Source organism: Prevotella sp. PTAC (genome assembly GCF_013166535.1).
Taxonomy (GTDB): Bacteria; Bacteroidota; Bacteroidia; order Bacteroidales; family Bacteroidaceae; genus Prevotella.
In genome coordinates this window covers 197,535-215,194 of sequence record NZ_JABKKK010000002.1, presented here as the reverse complement: position 1 = coordinate 215,194, position 17,660 = coordinate 197,535, and the positions used below count along the sequence as shown (strand labels likewise).

The 17,660-nt window shown below is 52.1% G+C and carries 15 protein-coding genes; 11 read left to right on the top strand and 4 right to left on the bottom strand.

What is annotated here, in order from left to right; all coding sequences use genetic code 11:
• Positions 1 to 4 precede the first annotated feature (4 nt).
• From HPS53_RS02580 to lpxA, 3 genes are all read left to right on the top strand, one after another.
• Positions 5 to 3,217 (top strand): efflux RND transporter permease subunit, encoded by a 3,213-nt coding sequence (locus HPS53_RS02580; protein WP_172204156.1) that lies wholly within the window; start codon positions 5 to 7, stop codon positions 3,215 to 3,217.
• A gap of 14 nt (positions 3,218 to 3,231) precedes the next feature.
• A complete protein-coding gene (locus tag HPS53_RS02575; protein ID WP_253942800.1) occupies positions 3,232 to 4,611 on the top strand; it encodes a TolC family protein in 1,380 nt (459 codons plus the stop codon).
• 164 nt (positions 4,612 to 4,775) lie between these two features.
• Positions 4,776 to 5,549, top strand: coding sequence for an acyl-ACP--UDP-N-acetylglucosamine O-acyltransferase (gene lpxA / locus HPS53_RS02570; RefSeq protein WP_172204154.1), 774 nt, complete (start codon positions 4,776 to 4,778; stop codon positions 5,547 to 5,549).
• A gap of 795 nt (positions 5,550 to 6,344) precedes the next feature.
• Here the strand turns inward: lpxA and HPS53_RS02560 are convergent.
• The gene (locus HPS53_RS02560) at positions 6,345 to 7,121 is read right to left on the bottom strand and encodes a radical SAM protein (protein WP_172204152.1); all 777 of its coding nucleotides are present in this window, start codon (positions 7,119 to 7,121) and stop codon (positions 6,345 to 6,347) included.
• A gap of 137 nt (positions 7,122 to 7,258) precedes the next feature.
• Between HPS53_RS02560 and HPS53_RS02555 the strand changes: the two genes are divergently transcribed.
• The 7 genes from HPS53_RS02555 to HPS53_RS02525 all read left to right on the top strand — a co-directional run bounded on the left by HPS53_RS02555 (position 7,259) and on the right by HPS53_RS02525 (position 13,484).
• A complete protein-coding gene (locus HPS53_RS02555) occupies positions 7,259 to 8,137 on the top strand; it encodes an ABC transporter permease (RefSeq protein ID WP_172204150.1) in 879 nt (292 codons plus the stop codon).
• A gap of 91 nt (positions 8,138 to 8,228) precedes the next feature.
• A complete protein-coding gene (locus HPS53_RS02550; RefSeq protein ID WP_104369494.1) occupies positions 8,229 to 8,516 on the top strand; it encodes a DUF3098 domain-containing protein in 288 nt (95 codons plus the stop codon).
• On the top strand, positions 8,503 to 9,300 hold the full coding sequence (locus HPS53_RS02545; RefSeq protein ID WP_172204148.1) for an undecaprenyl-diphosphate phosphatase: 798 nt from the start codon (positions 8,503 to 8,505) through the stop codon (positions 9,298 to 9,300). Before HPS53_RS02550 ends, HPS53_RS02545 begins: the two co-directional genes overlap by 14 nt.
• 17 nt (positions 9,301 to 9,317) lie before the next feature.
• Positions 9,318 to 10,037: a tRNA pseudouridine(55) synthase TruB gene (truB, locus tag HPS53_RS02540; protein ID WP_172204146.1), complete on the top strand. Its 720-nt coding sequence runs from the start codon at positions 9,318 to 9,320 to the stop codon at positions 10,035 to 10,037.
• 27 nt (positions 10,038 to 10,064) lie between these two features.
• Positions 10,065 to 11,225: a tRNA preQ1(34) S-adenosylmethionine ribosyltransferase-isomerase QueA gene (gene queA, locus HPS53_RS02535; RefSeq protein WP_172204144.1), complete on the top strand. Its 1,161-nt coding sequence runs from the start codon at positions 10,065 to 10,067 to the stop codon at positions 11,223 to 11,225.
• 172 nt (positions 11,226 to 11,397) lie between these two features.
• A complete protein-coding gene (folK, locus tag HPS53_RS02530) occupies positions 11,398 to 11,838 on the top strand; it encodes a 2-amino-4-hydroxy-6-hydroxymethyldihydropteridine diphosphokinase (RefSeq protein ID WP_172204142.1) in 441 nt (146 codons plus the stop codon).
• 170 nt (positions 11,839 to 12,008) lie between these two features.
• A complete protein-coding gene (locus tag HPS53_RS02525) occupies positions 12,009 to 13,484 on the top strand; it encodes a glycoside hydrolase family 28 protein (RefSeq protein ID WP_172204140.1) in 1,476 nt (491 codons plus the stop codon).
• A gap of 153 nt (positions 13,485 to 13,637) precedes the next feature.
• Here HPS53_RS02525 and rpsO read toward each other — a convergent pair whose 3' ends face one another.
• Positions 13,638 to 13,907: a 30S ribosomal protein S15 gene (rpsO, locus tag HPS53_RS02520; protein ID WP_104370249.1), complete on the bottom strand. Its 270-nt coding sequence runs from the start codon at positions 13,905 to 13,907 to the stop codon at positions 13,638 to 13,640.
• Between the two features lie 464 nt (positions 13,908 to 14,371).
• Here rpsO and typA point away from each other — a divergent pair, with 464 nt between their 5' ends.
• Entirely contained in the window at positions 14,372 to 16,174 is a 1,803-nt protein-coding gene (typA, locus tag HPS53_RS02515) for a translational GTPase TypA (RefSeq protein WP_172204138.1), read from the top strand.
• Between the two features lie 142 nt (positions 16,175 to 16,316).
• Here typA and HPS53_RS02510 read toward each other — a convergent pair whose 3' ends face one another.
• On the bottom strand, positions 16,317 to 16,793 hold the full coding sequence (locus HPS53_RS02510; protein ID WP_172204136.1) for an S-ribosylhomocysteine lyase: 477 nt from the start codon (positions 16,791 to 16,793) through the stop codon (positions 16,317 to 16,319).
• A gap of 107 nt (positions 16,794 to 16,900) precedes the next feature.
• Positions 16,901 to 17,584 carry a 5'-methylthioadenosine/adenosylhomocysteine nucleosidase gene (locus tag HPS53_RS02505; RefSeq protein WP_172204134.1) on the bottom strand — a complete coding sequence of 228 codons (684 nt, stop codon included), beginning with the start codon at positions 17,582 to 17,584 and terminating at the stop codon, positions 16,901 to 16,903.
• Positions 17,585 to 17,660 lie beyond the last annotated feature (76 nt).

Genomic DNA, 17,660 nt, shown 5'->3' with positions numbered 1-17,660 from the left:
AACAATGAAATTAGACAGATTTATAGAACGCCCGGTGCTATCGACGGTGATTTCCATCCTGATAGTCATCCTGGGCTTTATCGGACTGGTGTCGCTGCCTATCGAGCAATATCCCGACATCGCTCCGCCTACAATCATGGTGCGCGCTTCGTATAGCGGTGCCAATGCCGAGACGGTGCTCAACTCGGTGATAACACCGCTTGAGGAGCAGATAAACGGTGTGGAGGGCATGACCTATATGACCTCGGCCGCCACTAACGACGGTTCCGGCTCAATCACCGTATACTTCCAGCAGGGCGCCAATGCCGACATGGCACAGGTGAATGTGCAGAACCGTGTGTCGCAGGCTTCGGCGCTGTTGCCTGCCGAGGTTACCCGTGCCGGTGTGCAGGTGATGAAGCGTCAGAACAGTAACGTGCTCATTTTCGCCATCACCGGTGATCCGGAGAAATACGACAACAAATTCCTCGGCAACTATGCCGACATCAATATCATACCCGCCATCAAGCGTGTGAAGGGTGTGGGTGAGTGTCAGGCCATGGGTTTGCAGTCTTACACTATGCGCCTATGGCTCGATCCGGTGAAGATGAAGAACCACAACCTCATGCCGAGCGACATCACCGGCGTGCTGGCTCAGCAGAACATTGAGGCCGCTCCCGGTAAGTTCGGCGAGCAGACGGACAATCAGTACGAGTATACAATACGATATAAAGGTCGTCTGAAAACTCCCGAGGAGTTCCAGAACATGATTATCACGAGCGATACCGACGGACGCACGGTGCGTGTCAAGGACGTGGCGAACGTCGAACTGGGCGGTCTTTACTACTCGTTCATGCAGTCGGTGGACGGTGAGGCTTCGTGTATGATGATGGTGACGCAGACTGCCGGCAGTAACGCTACTCAGATTGCGGATGATGTAAAGGCCGTGTTGGCGGAAGCGGAGAAGGCATTGCCGCCCGGAGTGCAGATCAAGTTGCTGCAAGATGTGACCGAGTTCCTCGACGCTTCGATCGACGAGCTTGTCAAAACCCTTGTAGAGGCATTTGTGTTGGTGTTTATCGTGGTGTATATCTTCTTGCAGGACATACGTTCCACGCTCATCCCGCTTATCGCGGTGCCGGTATCTCTGGTGGGAACATTCTTCTTCCTGTATGTATTCGGCTTCTCGCTTAACCTCTTGACGCTGGCCGCTCTCGTGCTTGCCATCGCCATAGTGGTGGACGACGCCATAGTGGTGGTCGAGGCCGTGCACGCCAAGCTTGACCTCGGTTACAAGAGTGCTGTCACCGCGTCGAAAGATGCCATGAGTGAAATATCGGGAGCTATCATATCCATTACACTCGTGATGGCGGCCGTGTTTGTACCGGTGTCGTTCCTCGGAGGTACAAGCGGTACGTTCTACCGTGAGTTCGGTGTTACCATGGCCATATCCATTGTGATCTCGGCGCTCAACGCTTTGACTCTTTCTCCGGCTCTTTGCGCCATGCTGTTGAAGCCGCACAACGCCGACGGAACGGAACGTAAGATGTCGAGAGTGGATCGTTTCCATGCCGCTTTCAACGCCGCTTACGGCAAAGTGCTGAATAAATATCAGGGCGGTGTGCGCCGTATAGTGGAGCGTCCGCTCATAGCCGTAGGCGCGACGATAGTGGGTATAGCGGCAATGGCCGTACTGATGATGAATACCCGAACGGGACTTGTGCCCGACGAGGATACAGGTACGCTCTTCGTTACCGTGGCAACGCCTCCCGGCACGGGCCTTGAAAAGACGAACGGAGTGATGGACCAGGTTGACAGGATGTTGAAGAGCAACCCTGCGGTGTCTAATACTCTGCGTATCACAGGATACAGCTTTATCGGCGGACAAGGTTCAAACCAGGGAACGTTCATCGTGAAGTTGAAGAGTTTCGAGGAGCGTAACGCTGCCGAGGGACCGTTGAAGTACGTAGGTGTGCACAATCTCGGTTCATCCATGGTGCTCGGAATGATTTACAAGCAGACAGCGTCAATCAAAGGCGCGCAGATTTTGGCATTCCAGCCGCCTATGGTACAAGGATTCTCCGCTACGAACGGTCTTACTTTCTCTATGCAGGACCGTACCGGTGGAGATGTGAATAAGTTCTTCGAGACGACACAGAAGTTCCTCGGCGAGTTGAACAAGCGTCCCGAGGTGAGCAGCGCCATGACGCAGTACAATTCTAAATATCCTCAGTACATGATGGATGTCGACGTATCGAAGTGTAAGCAGAGCGGTATCGACCCGTCGGTGGTTCTTTCTACCATGCAGGGATACTTCGGAGGACTTTACGCCTCCAACTTCAACAGCTACGGTAAGCTGTATCGTGTGATGATACAGGCGGCCTATGAGTTCCGCGGCGACTTGAAGAGTCTCGATAACATATATGTACGTACCAATAACGGCATGAGCCCTATCAAGGAGTATGTCAACCTGACGAAGATTTACGCGCCTCAGGAGATAGACCGTTTCAACCTGTTTACGTCTATAAACGTCAATGCGTCGCCGGCAGAAGGATACTCTACGGGTGATGTTATCAAGGCAATGGAAGAGGTAGCCGCTACAAGTCTTCCCGAGGGCTTCTCGTATGAGTTCTCTGGTCTGACCCGTTCGGAGCAGGAATCGAGCAACTCCACGGCTATAATCTTCGTGCTCTGTCTGACGTTCGTATACCTGATTCTTTCAGCCCAGTATGAGAGTTATGTGCTGCCGCTGTCTGTAATACTGTCGATTCCGTTCGGATTGGCCGGCGCATTCCTGTTCACCAACCTCTTCGGAAAGCAGAACGACATCTATATGCAGATTGCCCTTATCATGCTTATCGGTCTGTTGGCGAAGAACGCCATCCTTATTGTGGAGTTCGCCCTTGAGCGTCGTCGTACCGGTATGGCCATATCATGGTCAGCCGTATTGGGAGCGGCAGCCCGTCTGCGTCCTATTCTCATGACATCTCTCGCCATGATTATCGGTCTTTTGCCGTTGCTTGTCCCCATGGGAGCCGGTTACAACGGTAACATGACTCTTGGAGCGGCAGCCGTCGGCGGTATGCTTATCGGTATGCTCTGCCAGATTATGGTTGTTCCGGCGCTGTTCTATATCTTCCAGTTGCTACAAGAGAAGATCAAGCCGATAGCGTTTAAGGACGATGACGCCCATGTTGACTCGGAGTTGTTGCAATACACACGTCCCGTAGATAAATAAATGACAGAAAGATTATGAAGAAACTAATGATGATAATGTCCGCATCGCTGCTTCTCGGCAGCTGCGGACTATACAATAAATACGAGCGCCCGGATGTGAACACAAAGGGATTGGTGCGCGATGTGACGTCACTGACGGACACGCTGGCAGTGAGCGACACCACAAGTTTCGGCAATCTGCCGTGGCGCAGTGTGTTTACCGATCCTCGGTTGCAGGGACTGATAGAGACCGGGTTGAAGTATAACTTTGACTTGCAGAACGCAGCCCTTAACGTAAAGATGGTAGAGGCACAGCTCCTCTCTTCGAAGTTGGCATTCCTGCCCTCCATCTCGCTTACCCCCCAGGGCACGCTTTCATCATGGGACGGGCATACTCCCTCGAAAATATATTCTCTTCCCGTTAGCGCAAGTTGGAGCATCGACCTGTTTGGAAACCTGCTTTCGCAGAAGCGCAGCGCCCAGGTGGCACTTCTCGGCATGAAAGACTATCAGCTTGTGGTGAAGACCGGCGTAATCACCGGTATCGCCAACATGTACTACACGCTGCTGATGCTCGACAAGCAGAAAGCAATAGTAGACGAGATGGTGGGCCTGACGAAGAGCACGTGGGAGATGATGAAGTTACAGAAAGAGCTTGGCCGCGCACGTTCGACAAGTGTTCAGAGCGCTGAGGCAAGCTACTATTCAGTCCAGGCGCAGGCCGCCGACATCAACAGGCAGATTCGTGAGACGGAAAACTCGCTTTCGTTGCTGCTCGGTCAGCCGGCACAGACTATCGCCCGCGGCAAGCTCGATGAGCAGTCGCTGCCCGCCGAGTTCAGCACCGGCATAGCGATACAGATGCTCAACAACCGTCCAGACGTCCACTATGCCGAGATGACCCTCGCTCAGTGTTTCTATGACACCGAGACGGCCCGCAGCCGTTTCTATCCGAGCATCACCATCAGCGGTTCGGGTGCCTATACCAATAACTCCGGCATGGGCATTGTCAACCCCGGCAAGTGGTTGCTCTCTGCCATCGGAAGCCTTACCCAGCCGATTTTCGCCCGCGGCCAGCTGGTAGCCGGCCTGAAAGTGGCCAAGGCTCAGCAGGAACAGGCATACAACAACTGGCAGAACGCCATCTTGAAGGCCGGCAGTGAGGTTAGCAATGCTCTCGTGCAGTACAACTCTTCTGATGAGAAAAGCCGCCTCGAAGCCAAGCAGGTGGCTGTGTTGCGCCAGAACGTGGAAGACACCAAACAGCTCTACGCAAGCAGCGGAAGCACCTATCTCGAAGTAATATCGGCACAGTCGAGCCTGCTCAACGCCGAACTGTCGAAGGCTGCCGACGACTTCTCGAAGATGCAGGCCGTGGTGAGTCTTTACACCGCGCTCGGCGGCGGAAGATATTGATGTAAATGCCTGATGTTAAATGTTGGATGACGAACGTCAGAAAGATACTTGTCATCTGGCATTTGACACCTGACATGTCGCGTGACACACATTTGTCATACAGTATCCGGCATCTGACATCAGGCATCTGACATATTTACATTTAACATATAAACCTCATTTTTATGATAAGCGAAAGAGCAGAAATAAGTCCGAAAGCGAAGATTGGCCAAAACGTTACCATCTATCCTTTCGCATATATAGAAGACGATGTGGTGATAGGTGACGACTGTGTCATCTATCCGTACGTCAGTGTGATGAACGGTACACGTCTCGGTCGTGGAAACAAGGTTTTCCAGAATACCGTGCTTGGCGCCGTGCCTCAGGACTTCAACTACCGTGGCGACGCCTCACAGTTGATTATCGGTGATGAGAACGTGATACGTGAGAATGTGGTTATCAACCGTGCCACGTTCAGCGACGGCCGTACGGTAATAGGCAACCGCAACTTCCTTATGGAAGGCGTGCATGTGTCGCACGACACCAAGATAGGCAATGTAAACGTGTTCGGCTACGGAACGAAAATCGGCGGAGACTGTGAGATTGGCGACCGTATTATTTTCTCATCCGGAGTGATTGCCAATCCGGGCGCCCGTGTGGGCGACGCGGCGATGATACAGGCCGGAAGCCGTTTCAGTAAGGATATCCCTCCTTTTATCGTGGCTACCGACAACCCTGTGCGTTATGGTGGCGTGAATAAGGTAATCCTTCAGAATTACGGTGTGGGCGATAAGGTTATAGCGCACATCGCCAATGCCTACCGACTTGTGTTCCACGGGCAGACATCGGTGTTCGACGCCGTGCTGCAGATAGAACAGCAGGTGCCCGACGGAAAGGAAGTGCGCAACATCATTGAATTCATACGTGCCACCAAGCTCGGGATCATAGGCAAGATGTGATTCCGGATTGGTGATAGAACAGCCTTAGGGTTTTCATCAAACGGTTTCCGGCCCGGCCGCATGACATCGGTGTATGTCACTGTCATGCGGGCGGGCCGGAATTTTTTTGTGTTCCGCATCCAGTATGGCTCAGACCGTAAGGTTGTCATTTTGTAAATATTGTTCGTAATGCCGGCGGCAGTTCCGATATTGTATATTTATGCGATACGGGTCGTTACACGGTATAAAATACTTTGAAAAATGACAGGTTTCTCATTGTTTTGAGGTTGATTTGCCGCTTTTTTGCAATAGAGTGCTTATTGTGTTGCATTGGGATACCCGTTGTGTCGCATTCGGTATCCCGTTGGAGTCCGTTTGGCTACCGAACGTACTCCGATTAGTATCCCGTTGCAGGCGGCATGAAGCCTGTTTTTTGCATAAATATTCATCTTCGTGTAAACATGCTTGCGGGGTCTCACACAGTGGTGAGGCCCCGCAAGCATATCTGTCGGCCTGTGCCGACGGACAATAACCATGTAAAACGTATCGTTTCAAGCACCCTGCCGCATGCGGATGTCAGATTTTATGGTATTCCGTAAGTGTATGAATATGCAGCGGCAGGTGTGCTGAGTGTAATAAAAATATCATTCTTTTCATGGATTTCGCTTTTTGGTTTGATGCAAATATAGCGAAATATTCTTCCGTAATCAAGTATTTTCATGCTATACTTCACGCTATATGCAATGGTTTTTTGCTGTCTGCTCTTCATCGTGCCTGATGTTTGTCGCGGCCGTTCGGACAATAGCCCCCTGCCGTTCAGTATGAAGCGGTGCACGGTATGCCGCAGGCGATCACCCTGTCGCGGATGGCGTCGAGTGCCTCTTTCGGAGCTTTTCTCAGTCCGTGTGCCGGTGTCTCCCTGTCTATGGTGTATATCATCACGCTCTCGGGGCTTATGCTTTTCACCGTTTCGAGCCACGGTGCCACATATTCGTCGCCGGTATTGTCCACGCTCCGTCCGTCGGCCTCTCCTGTCATGAACATCGTCTGTATGATGAGATGCCCTTTGAAAGCCCTCATAGCTTCCTTTACGGCTTCGAGTTCGAATGTGCCTGTCGGCCTGTCCACGGCATTTATGTACCCGATGTCTGTCGTGTCGAGTTTCAGAATGTTGTTGTCCACCCTCATCAGTGCGTCGTGTACGTTGCGGCGGGTGATGCGGGTAGAGTTGCTGAGCACCGAAATTTTCGCGTCCGGGAAGTGGAGGTCGCGTAGCGATATGGTGTCGTCTATTATTCCGGCAAACTCAGGGTGGCATGTCGGCTCTCCGTTGCCTGCGAATGTCAGCACGTCGGGGGCCGTTCCATCCGCTTTCATTTCTTGCAGTTTGGCTTCGAGTGCGGCCGCCACCTCGCCCCGCGACGGCATTCCGAGGGTGGGGCGGTGGTCTTTGTTAAATCCGCATTCGCAATATATGCAGTCGAATGTGCATACCTTGCCGTCGGCCGGCAGCAGGTTGATGCCGAGCGACACTCCGAGCCTGCGGCTTCTCACAGGTCCGAATATTGGCGATGGATAAATGATAGTACTCATCTGTATTTCTTTTAATGGAATTCAAAGGTACATAAAAATACCGCACGACTGCGGTTAATACATGTTAAATGTATTGTGTGTTAATGGATTTTTTTGTTACTTTGCATCAATTTTGGTGTATTACGTCCGAAAAGATAATGGGAAAAAGAAAGAAAAAGAACCGTTTGCGTGGCGGGATGCAGGCCGTGACGTTATGTATAAGCACCACATTGGTGCTGATCCTTCTCGGGTTGATGGTGTTTTTCGTGCTTGCGGCGCGTAACCTGTCTGCCTATGTCAAGGAAAACCTCACCGTGACGTTGATGCTCGGAGACTCGGTCTCCGTAAATCAGGCCCGCATGCTGTGCCGTGACCTTTACCGCAGGCCTTATTCTCATGACATAGACTACATCAGCAAGGAACAGGCCCAGCAGGAGCAGTGCGCCGCGATGGGTTCCGACCCGTCGGAATTTCTCGGGTTCAATCCCTTTGTAGCCACTGTCGAGGTACGTATGAAAGCCGATTACGCCAACCGCGACTCCCTCAGGTGGATATCGAAAGAGTTGCGCAAGCGGCCGGAAGTCACTGACGTGGCATACCAGGAAGACCTGATGGACAGCGTGAACGATAATCTGGGCAAGGTCAGCATAGTGCTCCTCGTGCTCGCCGTGCTGCTCACCTGCGTCTCTTTCTCGCTTATCAGCAACACCGTGCGCCTTGGCATATACTCACGCCGTTTCCTCATTCACACCATGAAGCTCGTCGGAGCGTCATGGGGATTTATACGCCGTCCGTTCCTGCGCCGTGCCATGGGGCTAGGATTGCTTGCCGCCCTGTTTGCCTGTACGGCTCTCGGCGGAGGCTTTTATATGCTCTATCGCTATGAGCCGGGCATCATGACGATTTTCACATGGGAGGAACTTGCCGCCACGGCAGGCTCGGTGTTCCTCTTCGGAATAGTGATTACTGCAGTGTGCTCGTACCTGTCTGTCAATAAATTCCTGAAAATGACAGCCGGGGAGCTTTACAATATCTGACGGATGCATGTACGCCATACGGTGGATACGTGCCGGATATGCCGGCCGTGCATTTCAGTACCGGTAAGAAAACATATCACCAATAATAAATATGGATAAGAGAAATTTTGCTTTCGACCGTGTGAACTTCATCCTCCTTGCCGTGAGCATGGCAGTGATAGTTCTCGGTTTTATTCTGATGAGTGGTCCGGGGTCGACAGACACGACCTATAATCCGGAAATATTCAGCGCACGACGCATTAAACTTGCTCCGGCGCTGTGTGTCATCGGCTTCCTGTCGATGATATATTCAGTTCTTCACAAGCCCAAGACCGTGGCGGGAAATGATGATAAAAAGGAAGAAACCGTAAATCCGGAGAATACCGATGAGTTGGTTTGAGGCATTGATCTTAGGCCTTGTGCAGGGGCTGACGGAGTATCTCCCGGTGAGCAGTAGCGGACATTTGGCCATAGGCTCACATCTCTTCGGACTGGAAGGGGCGGAAAATCTGGCTTTCACCGTTCTTGTCCATGTGGCAACGGTGATGAGCACGCTTGTCATTCTTTGGAGCGAGATAGACTGGATTGTACGCGGGTTGTTCAAGTGCGAACTTAACGCGGAGACCAAATATGCTTTGAATATCGTCGTGTCGATGGTCCCTATCGGTATAGTGGGAGTGTTTTTCAAGGATAAAGTGGAGGAAATCTTCGGATCGGGACTGCTTGTCGTGGGGTGCATGCTCCTTGTGACAGCCGTTCTTCTTACATTCTCTTACTATGCCAAGCCGCGTCAGAAAGAACATATAGGCTGGCTCGACGCCCTGATTATCGGTCTGGCGCAGGCTTGTGCCGTGATGCCGGGCCTGTCGCGTTCGGGCAGTACGATCGCCACCGGTCTGCTGCTGGGCAACAAGAAAGAAAATCTCGCGCAGTTCTCTTTCCTCATGGTTATCCCGCCCATTCTCGGCGAGGCTCTTCTCGATGTAATGAAGGCCGTCAAGGGCGAGGACACTTTCGGCGGGATAGACACCCTTCCGCTTGTGGTCGGCTTCGTGGCGGCGTTCCTGTCGGGTTGCGTGGCGTGCAGATGGATGATTGATATAGTCAAGAAAGGCAAGCTGGTATACTTCGGCATCTACTGTGCCATAGCCGGAACGGCCACTGTTCTGTTCTCTGTTTTATGATTAAAAGTATCCCTGCGATGAATTTCACCGAAGGAGAAATTATATATTTGAACAAGCCTTACGGCATGTCGAGTTTCGGAGCGCTTGCCCGTGTGCGTTATCTCATATCGCGGCGTATAGGTGTCAAGAAAGTGAAGACAGGCCATGCGGGCACTCTTGACCCGTTGGCCACGGGCGTGTTGATAATATGCACCGGACGGAAGACCAAGGAAATAGAGGCTTTGCAGTATCGTGACAAGGAATATACGGCCACGCTGCAACTCGGATGCACCACCCCGAGCTATGACCGTGAGCATACGGTAGACTACACATTCCCTACGGCGCACATCACCCGGGAGCTTATTCTCGACACTCTTCCGCGCTTTCTCGGAGAGATACAGCAGGTGCCGCCGGAGTATTCGGCGTGCAAGATAGACGGCAAGCGTGCATATAAGATGATGCGTAAGGGTGAGAAAGTGGAACTCAAGCCCAAGACATTGCGCATTGACGAGATAGAACTCACATTTTTCGACCCTGTCAGGATGCAGATGGGTATACGTGTGGTATGCGGCAAGGGTACGTATATCAGGGCTTTGGCGCGCGACATCGGGATTGCGCTCGGCAGCGGCGCTTTTCTCACCGAGTTGTGCCGTACCCGTATAGGGGATGTAAGGCTGGAGCGATGCGTCGCCTTGGACGACTTCCCCGCATGGCTGGAAAGCATGCCGGTAGACGATGACGCGAAGACCTGTATATGATAATATAAAGAAAGGAGAATACTAAATATGAAACTGTCACAATTCAAATTCAAGTTGCCGGAGGCTCAAGTGGCGCTCGAACCGGCATTCCGTGCTTTCGAAAATGAGGACGGAACGATAGATAAAGTGTATCACAGAGATGAATGTCGCCTGATGGTCGTGCACCGTAAGAGCCGGGCCATAGACATGTTCAAGACCGATGCCGACGGCAATGAGATGAAAGATGCCGACGGTAGTCCGCGGTTTCTCACGTTCAGGGATATTGTCAACTATTTCGATGAGGGCGACACGTTCATATTTAACGATACGAAAGTGTTTCCCGCGCGTCTTTACGGTACGAAAGAGAAGACCGACGCCAAGATAGAAGTATTTCTGTTGCGCGAACTTAACGAAGAGCTCCGGTTGTGGGATGTGCTCGTCGAGCCAGCCCGCAAGATACGAATAGGCAATAAGCTGTTCTTCGATGAAGACGGGCCGATGGTCGCCGAGGTGATAGACAATACCACAAGCCGCGGCCGCACGTTGCGTTTTCTGTACGATTGCCCTCACGATGAGTTCAAGCGCGAGCTGTTTTCTCTCGGCGAGGCTCCGTTGCCACGATATATTGTTGACCACCGTCGGGCTACGGCCGACGATATGGAGAACTTCCAGACCATATACGCAAAGAACGAGGGAGCGGTCACCGCACCGTCATCTGGTCTTCATTTCAGCCGCGAACTGATGAAAATGATGGAAATCAGGGGGTATAACTTCTCGTATATCACCGTGCATTGCGGTCTCGGCAACTTCGAGCCGATAGAAGTCGAGGACCTCACCAAGCATAAGATGAGTTCCGAGCAGATGGAGATAGGTCCCGAAGCGTGCCGCATTGTTAACGGCGCCAAGATGGCAGGGCACCGTATCTGCGCCGTGGGAGTGAGCACAGCCCGTGCCACTGAGACCGCAGTGGGCACCGACGGGCTGCTGAAAGAGTACGAAGGGTGGACGAACAAGTTTATTTTCCCGCCCTACGACTTCGGAATGGCAAACAGTCTGATCGCCAATTTCTACCATCCCGAGTCCACCATGCTCATGACCACAGCTGCGTTCGGTGGCTACGATATCGTGATGGAGGCCTATTCGAAAGCCCTTAAAAACGGTTATCGCTTCGGTTGCTATGGCGACGCGCTTCTCATTGTTGACGATTGATGATGTGATGGCCGGCTGACGACGGCCTGTCTGCGGGTGAATTCAAGTCGGTTTGAATACCGTTTACCGTAGGATTGCCGGATGGTTACACCCCAATAGTATACAGAATATCGAGACGCAAATCCGATATTGAAGTCGGATTACCGGATGTCTGCAACCACATAATATGTCCATGCACAAGTTATACCTTGGTCTCGGAGCGAATATAGGCGACTGCCGGCGCACCATTTCGGAGGCCATTGACGAGATAGGAGAGCAGATCGGCACCGTTGTGTGCCGGTCTGCTCTTTATGATACCGAGCCGTGGGGCTTCGAGTCGGCCAACCGTTTCGTCAATGCGGTGGTCTGTTGCGATACTGTCCTGAGTCCGCGGGAAGTGCTTGACCGTACCAGGCGGATAGAACGACGGCTCGGACGCAAGGAGAAGACCGTGGCGGGGCGGTATCACGACCGTGCGATTGACATCGACATACTGCTCTACGACGACATTACCGTCGACGAACCCGACCTTAAAATCCCTCATCCGCTGATGCAAGAGCGTGATTTCGTGATGATACCGCTGCGTGAGATAATGGGAGAAGAGATGCCCGTGATGCCGGAACAGAGATTGTGACGTGTGATAATAGCCTGCCGAATGACGGATGAGGAGTCCTGAATTGCGGCGCACATTCCGCTGTGGCATGTAATGAATGCCGGTCGGACAGCGATTAAGATGTATCGAAGTGTGTTGTAAAAACCACTGTGGCATATAATAATTACTAATCATAAAACAATAAAAACAGCATGAAAAAGACCTTATTGAGTATCTTTGTCGCCGCGCTCGCCTTTGCCGCAAGCGCGCATGCGGACAATCCTTACAAGCACTACACGGACAACCTGCCTTTCAAGATGCCGGAGGTGAAAGCGCCGGTGTTTCCCGATCGTGACGTGAACCTGAAAGATTTCGGAGCCGTTGGCGACGGCAAGACCCTGTGCACCGAAGCCTTTGCCAAGGCGATAGACAACCTGAGCGGCAAGGGCGGCGGCCGGCTTGTCGTGCCGAGAGGTATATGGCATACAGGGCCGATAGTGTTGAAGAGCAATATCAACCTGCATCTTGAAAAGGGAGCGGTAATCCTTTTCGCTGCCGACGAGTCACTGTATCCGCTCATCAGCACATCTTTCGAGGGACTTGAGACACGCCGTTGCCAGTCTCCGCTGAGCGCAAACGGAGCCACTAACATTGCCGTAACCGGCAAAGGGGCTATAGATGGTAACGGCCAATACTGGCGTCCGCTCAAAAAAGCGAAGGTGACCGAGGCACAGTGGAAGTCGTTCACCGGCAAGGGCGGCGTGCTGAAACGTGCCGACTTGTGGTTCCCCTCCGAGGGGTATGCCAAGGGCGATGCCGGAGCTAACATGAATGTGCCGCAGGGAATGAAGTCGGAAGACGACTGGAAAAGCGTCAAACGTTTCCTGCGCCCCGTGATGGTGAGTCTCGTCAATTGCAAGAACGTGTTGTTGCAGGGCGTTATTTTCCAGAATTCCCCCGCTTGGAACATACATCCTCTGATGTGCGAGAACATCATAATAGACGATGTACTTGCTCGAAACCCATCGTATGCGCAGAACGGTGACGCCCTTGATCTCGAATCGTGCAAGAACGCCTTGATTGTAAACTCCAAGTTTGATGCCGGTGACGACGGTATCTGTATCAAGAGCGGAAAAGACGCCGACGGTCGCCGTCGTGGCCGTCCGTGTGAGAACGTTGTGGTAGACGGATGCACGGTGTTTGCCGGTCATGGCGGTTTCGTGGTAGGTTCGGAGATGAGCGGCGGCGTGCGCAACATCATGGTGACCGACTGTCAGTTTCTCGGTACCGATGTCGGTCTTCGCTTCAAGAGTACCCGCGGACGCGGAGGAATTGTCGAAAACATATTCATCGACGGCATATCGATGAACGACATAAAGAACGACGCGATCACGTTCAATATGTATTACGGCGGAAAGTCTATTGCCGAGTCAATCGCCGACGGTGACAATCCCAATGTGTCAGACAAGAAACCCGTGGACGAGACAACTCCGATATTCCGTAATATAGACATACGCAGGGTCGTTTGCAACGGCTCTGGACGTGCCATGGAATTCAAGGGGCTTCCCGAAATGCCCATAGACGGTATCACGCTGACAGATATAGACATCATAACCCGTGGCGACGCTGAGTTTGCCAACGCCAAGAATATAAAGAAGAGCAATGTCAACATAAAAGTGGTGAAGTAGTTCTTTAGAAATGTTTCTTCGGAGTTAAGAAGTAGTTTTACAAGAGTTCCGAAGAAAAATCTTCCGGACTCTCCCGATAAAGCTTCACTGAAAAAAAGGCTCCGACCGTCATTCGACAGTCGGAGCCTTTTATTTCTTTAGATTTCCGATCGCTTATTTACGCAGACCCAAAGCCTTGATGATCGCGCGGTAACGCTCCACGTCACGGTCGTAGAGATAGTTGAGCAGCGCACGGCGCTTACCTACGAGTTGTGTCAGTGAGCGTGCTGTGGTGAAGTCCTTGCGGTTCTTCTTCAAGTGCTCTGTCAGGTGAGAGATGCGGTATGAGAAAAGCGCAATCTGGCTTTCGGCAGAGCCTGTGTCTGTCGTTGATTTGCCATACTTACCGAAAATCTCTTGTTTTTTTGTTTGATCCAAATACATTTTTGTTTTGATTAATTTGTTGTTTCATTACATCTGTCAGACGCTTCCCGCCTTAATCACAACGGTTACATCATCGAATGCACCGGATTTTCCGGATTTCGGCCGCAAAGTTACATCTTTTTTTTCATACAGCCAAATGGTATTGAGCTTTTTTCAATGTTTAACCAACTGTCGCATATATGCCAAATATCATTGATTTTATGTCGGTTGTGAGTGTTTTCACAACTTCGTCCGTTTTTTTGCATACTTTGTTTTGCGCATTGGAGTATATACTCCTTTCCACTTTCGTGTTTCGTTTCGAGCGGTGTGCAGCGGGGGGCCGTCTTGTCCGGTATTCCCGTATGCACGCCGAGATGCCTAAAAAAGAGGTCTTGCGGAGCCTTTACGGCCAAAAAAACGGGGAAACACTGCTCTGTCTGCTCTAAAAATATTAACTTTGCACCCGATTTTTAAGGTATAACGAAATGCAAGACATCAGAAACATCGCCATCATCGCGCACGTAGACCATGGCAAGACCACACTTGTGGACAAGATGATGCTGGCCGGCAACCTGTTTCGTGAGGGACAGGATCTCAGCGGACAAGTATTGGACAGCAACGACCTCGAACGTGAGCGAGGCATAACAATCCTCTCTAAAAATGTGTCGATAGACTGGAAAGGAGTGAAGATAAACATCATCGACACTCCGGGACACTCCGATTTCGGCGGTGAGGTGGAGCGTGTGCTCAACATGGCAGACGGATGTCTGTTGCTTGTGGATGCCTTTGAAGGCCCGATGCCGCAGACGCGTTTCGTGCTGCAAAAAGCATTGCAGATAGGTCTTAAACCGATAGTGGTTGTTAACAAGGTTGACAAGCCCAACTGCCGCCCCGAAGAGGTGTACGAGATGGTGTTCGACCTGATGTTCTCTCTAAACGCCACCGAAGACCAGCTTGACTTCCCCGTGGTGTACGGTTCGGCCAAGAACGGATGGATGAGTGCCGACTACAAGAACCCGACGACAGACATCACATATCTGCTCGATAAGATCGTCGAGGTTATTCCGGCCCCGAAAGTGATCGAGGGTACTCCGCAGATGCTTATCACAAGTCTCGACTATTCGAGCTACACAGGCCGTATAGCCGTGGGACGCGTCCATCGCGGACTCCTGGCCGAGGGCATGAATATCGTGATATCACACCGTGACGGCTCTACCGAGCGCACGAGGATAAAGGAACTGCACACGTTCGAGGGCATGGGACATGCCAAGACGAGCCAAGTGCAGAGCGGAGATATCTGCGCCATAATCGGATTGGACCGCTTTGAGATCGGCGACACTATATGCGATGCCGAAAATCCCGAGCCGTTGCCGCCAATAGCGATAGACGAGCCGACCATGAGCATGCTGTTCACCATCAACGACTCGCCGTTCTTCGGCCGTGAGGGCAAGTTTGTCACCAGCCGTCATATCAACGACAGACTGACAAAAGAGCTTGAGAAGAACCTTGCCCTGCGTGTGGCTCCGTTCGAGGATTATACCGACAAGTGGGTTGTCAGCGGCCGTGGAGTGTTGCATCTCTCGGTGCTCATCGAGACTATGCGCCGTGAGGGATATGAGTTGCAGGTAGGTCAGCCGCAGGTTATATACAAGGAGATAGACGGTCAGCGCTGCGAGCCGATTGAGGAACTGACGATCAATGTGCCGGAAGAGTTTTCCAGCAAGATGATAGACATGGTGACACGCCGCAAAGGCGAGATGGTTTCTATGGAAAGTCAGGCCGACCGTGTGAACATCGAGTTCGATATTCCCTCGCGAGGCATCATCGGTTTGCGTACCAATGTGCTCACCGCCAGTCAGGGCGAGGCCATCATGGCACATCGTTTCAAGGAGTACCAGCCTTATAAGGGCGATATTTCGCGCCGCATGAACGGCAGCATGATAGCTCTCGAAACGGGTACTGCCTACGCATATTCCATAGACAAGTTGCAAGACCGTGGCAAGTTCTTCATCGAGCCGGGTGAAGAGGTATATGCGGGTGAGGTTGTAGGCGAGCATGTTCACGACAATGATCTCGTCATCAACGTGGCCAAGGCCAAGCAGTTGACAAATACACGTGCCAGCGGAAGCGACGACAAGGCACGTATTGTGCCGCGTACCGTGCTCTCGCTTGAAGAGGCTCTCGAATATATCAAGGCCGACGAGCTTGTCGAGGTGACACCGAAGAGCATGCGTATGCGCAAGGCGATACTCGACCATAACGAGCGGAAGAAAGCGAGCAAGGAGTAATGAGGCTCGGTGGCTGACAGTCCGCTCGGCCTATGATGCTCAAATGCAGGGCAGGCATATTCTCAAACAGATGTGAAGAATATGCCTGCCCTGCATTTGAACATATGCGATGACATGTCGTTATGCTTATCACTACATGCCGTCAGGGATATGTGAGATTCTCGTCTTTTATGCCTTCGAGTACCTCGGTGAGATATTTTTTTGCTTCGTGGCGTGCCATCGGCAGGTCGTGGAGCAGCCAGTTGCCACAGTCGCGCGGCGCGGCGCCGGGTATTTCACCTTCAAACTCGGCCACGAAACGGAATGTCTGCCTCATAAGTTCCACAATGTCACGGCTCTCGTAGTCGCCGCGTATCAGCAGGTAGTTGCCAGTCAGGCATCCCATGGGTCCCCAATACACTATTCTTTCCTTCCACTCGTCGTTGTTGCGCAGGTATGTGGCGGCCAGGTGCTCTATGGTGTGCAGCGCTCCGGGGTGCAAAGCCGGCTCGCGGTTAGGCTCTTTCATGCGTATGTCAAACGTGGTCACGGTCTCTCCGCCCACCTCGTCCTTACGTGATACGTATATGCCGCGCAGCAGCCGGTCGTGGTCTATTGTAAAACTCGGTATCTTGTTCATTACTGTCGTTATGTTTATAGGTTGTTTTTATATCTATGTATGGGTCGCCGTTACGATACGGATAAATCGTTACCGGCATACCGGTAATCATGCATGCGGATATTTTTTCATATCCGTTCGATAAATGCTTTAGTCACCTCGAACGAACTGTCTGCCGCCGTTTCCCAGAAGTTGAAGTACTGTCGGGCCTTGTGGTCGCTCAGCGGGATGTCGCTTATTATTCTGAAACTGATGAACGGCACGTTTCGTTGGGCGCAAGCATGGGCTATGGCGGCCGACTCCATGTCTACGGCGGCGGCCTCGGGGAAGTGGCTTATGATGTCTCTCATCTTGTCGCGCGAGTCGACAAACCAGTCGCCCGTCACGGTGAGACCTGATGTTATCTTCGTGCCGCAGTCAAGGGAGAGTGCCGTTCGTAGCAGCCTCGGGTCGGCATCGAAACGTTCCTGCATGCCGGGTATCTGTCCGTATGCCTGCTCTTCACCGCAGTACACGTCGTGGTAGCATGTCTGCGCCGCCGCCACCACCTCGCCGATGCCGAGCGTTGTCGCGGCTCCGCCCGCCACACCGGTTGAAACCACGGCGTCAGGCGAAAACCCGGTGAGCAGTTCCGTCGCTCCGATGGCGGCGTTCACCTTGCCTATTCCGCATTGGTGCAGCACCAGCTCGTTGCATCCTGTCGTTCCGACGGTATAGCGCCTTCCTCCTCTCTCGATGTCTTTCGGATTTTCGAGCAGCGCTTTTATCCGTCCGAACTCCTTTTCCATCGCTATTATTATTCCTATTCTCATATATTTGTAAATCGTTTGCGGCCACAAAGTTACTTAATAATTATGAATTAGTGATTATGTATTGTGGATTAAAATG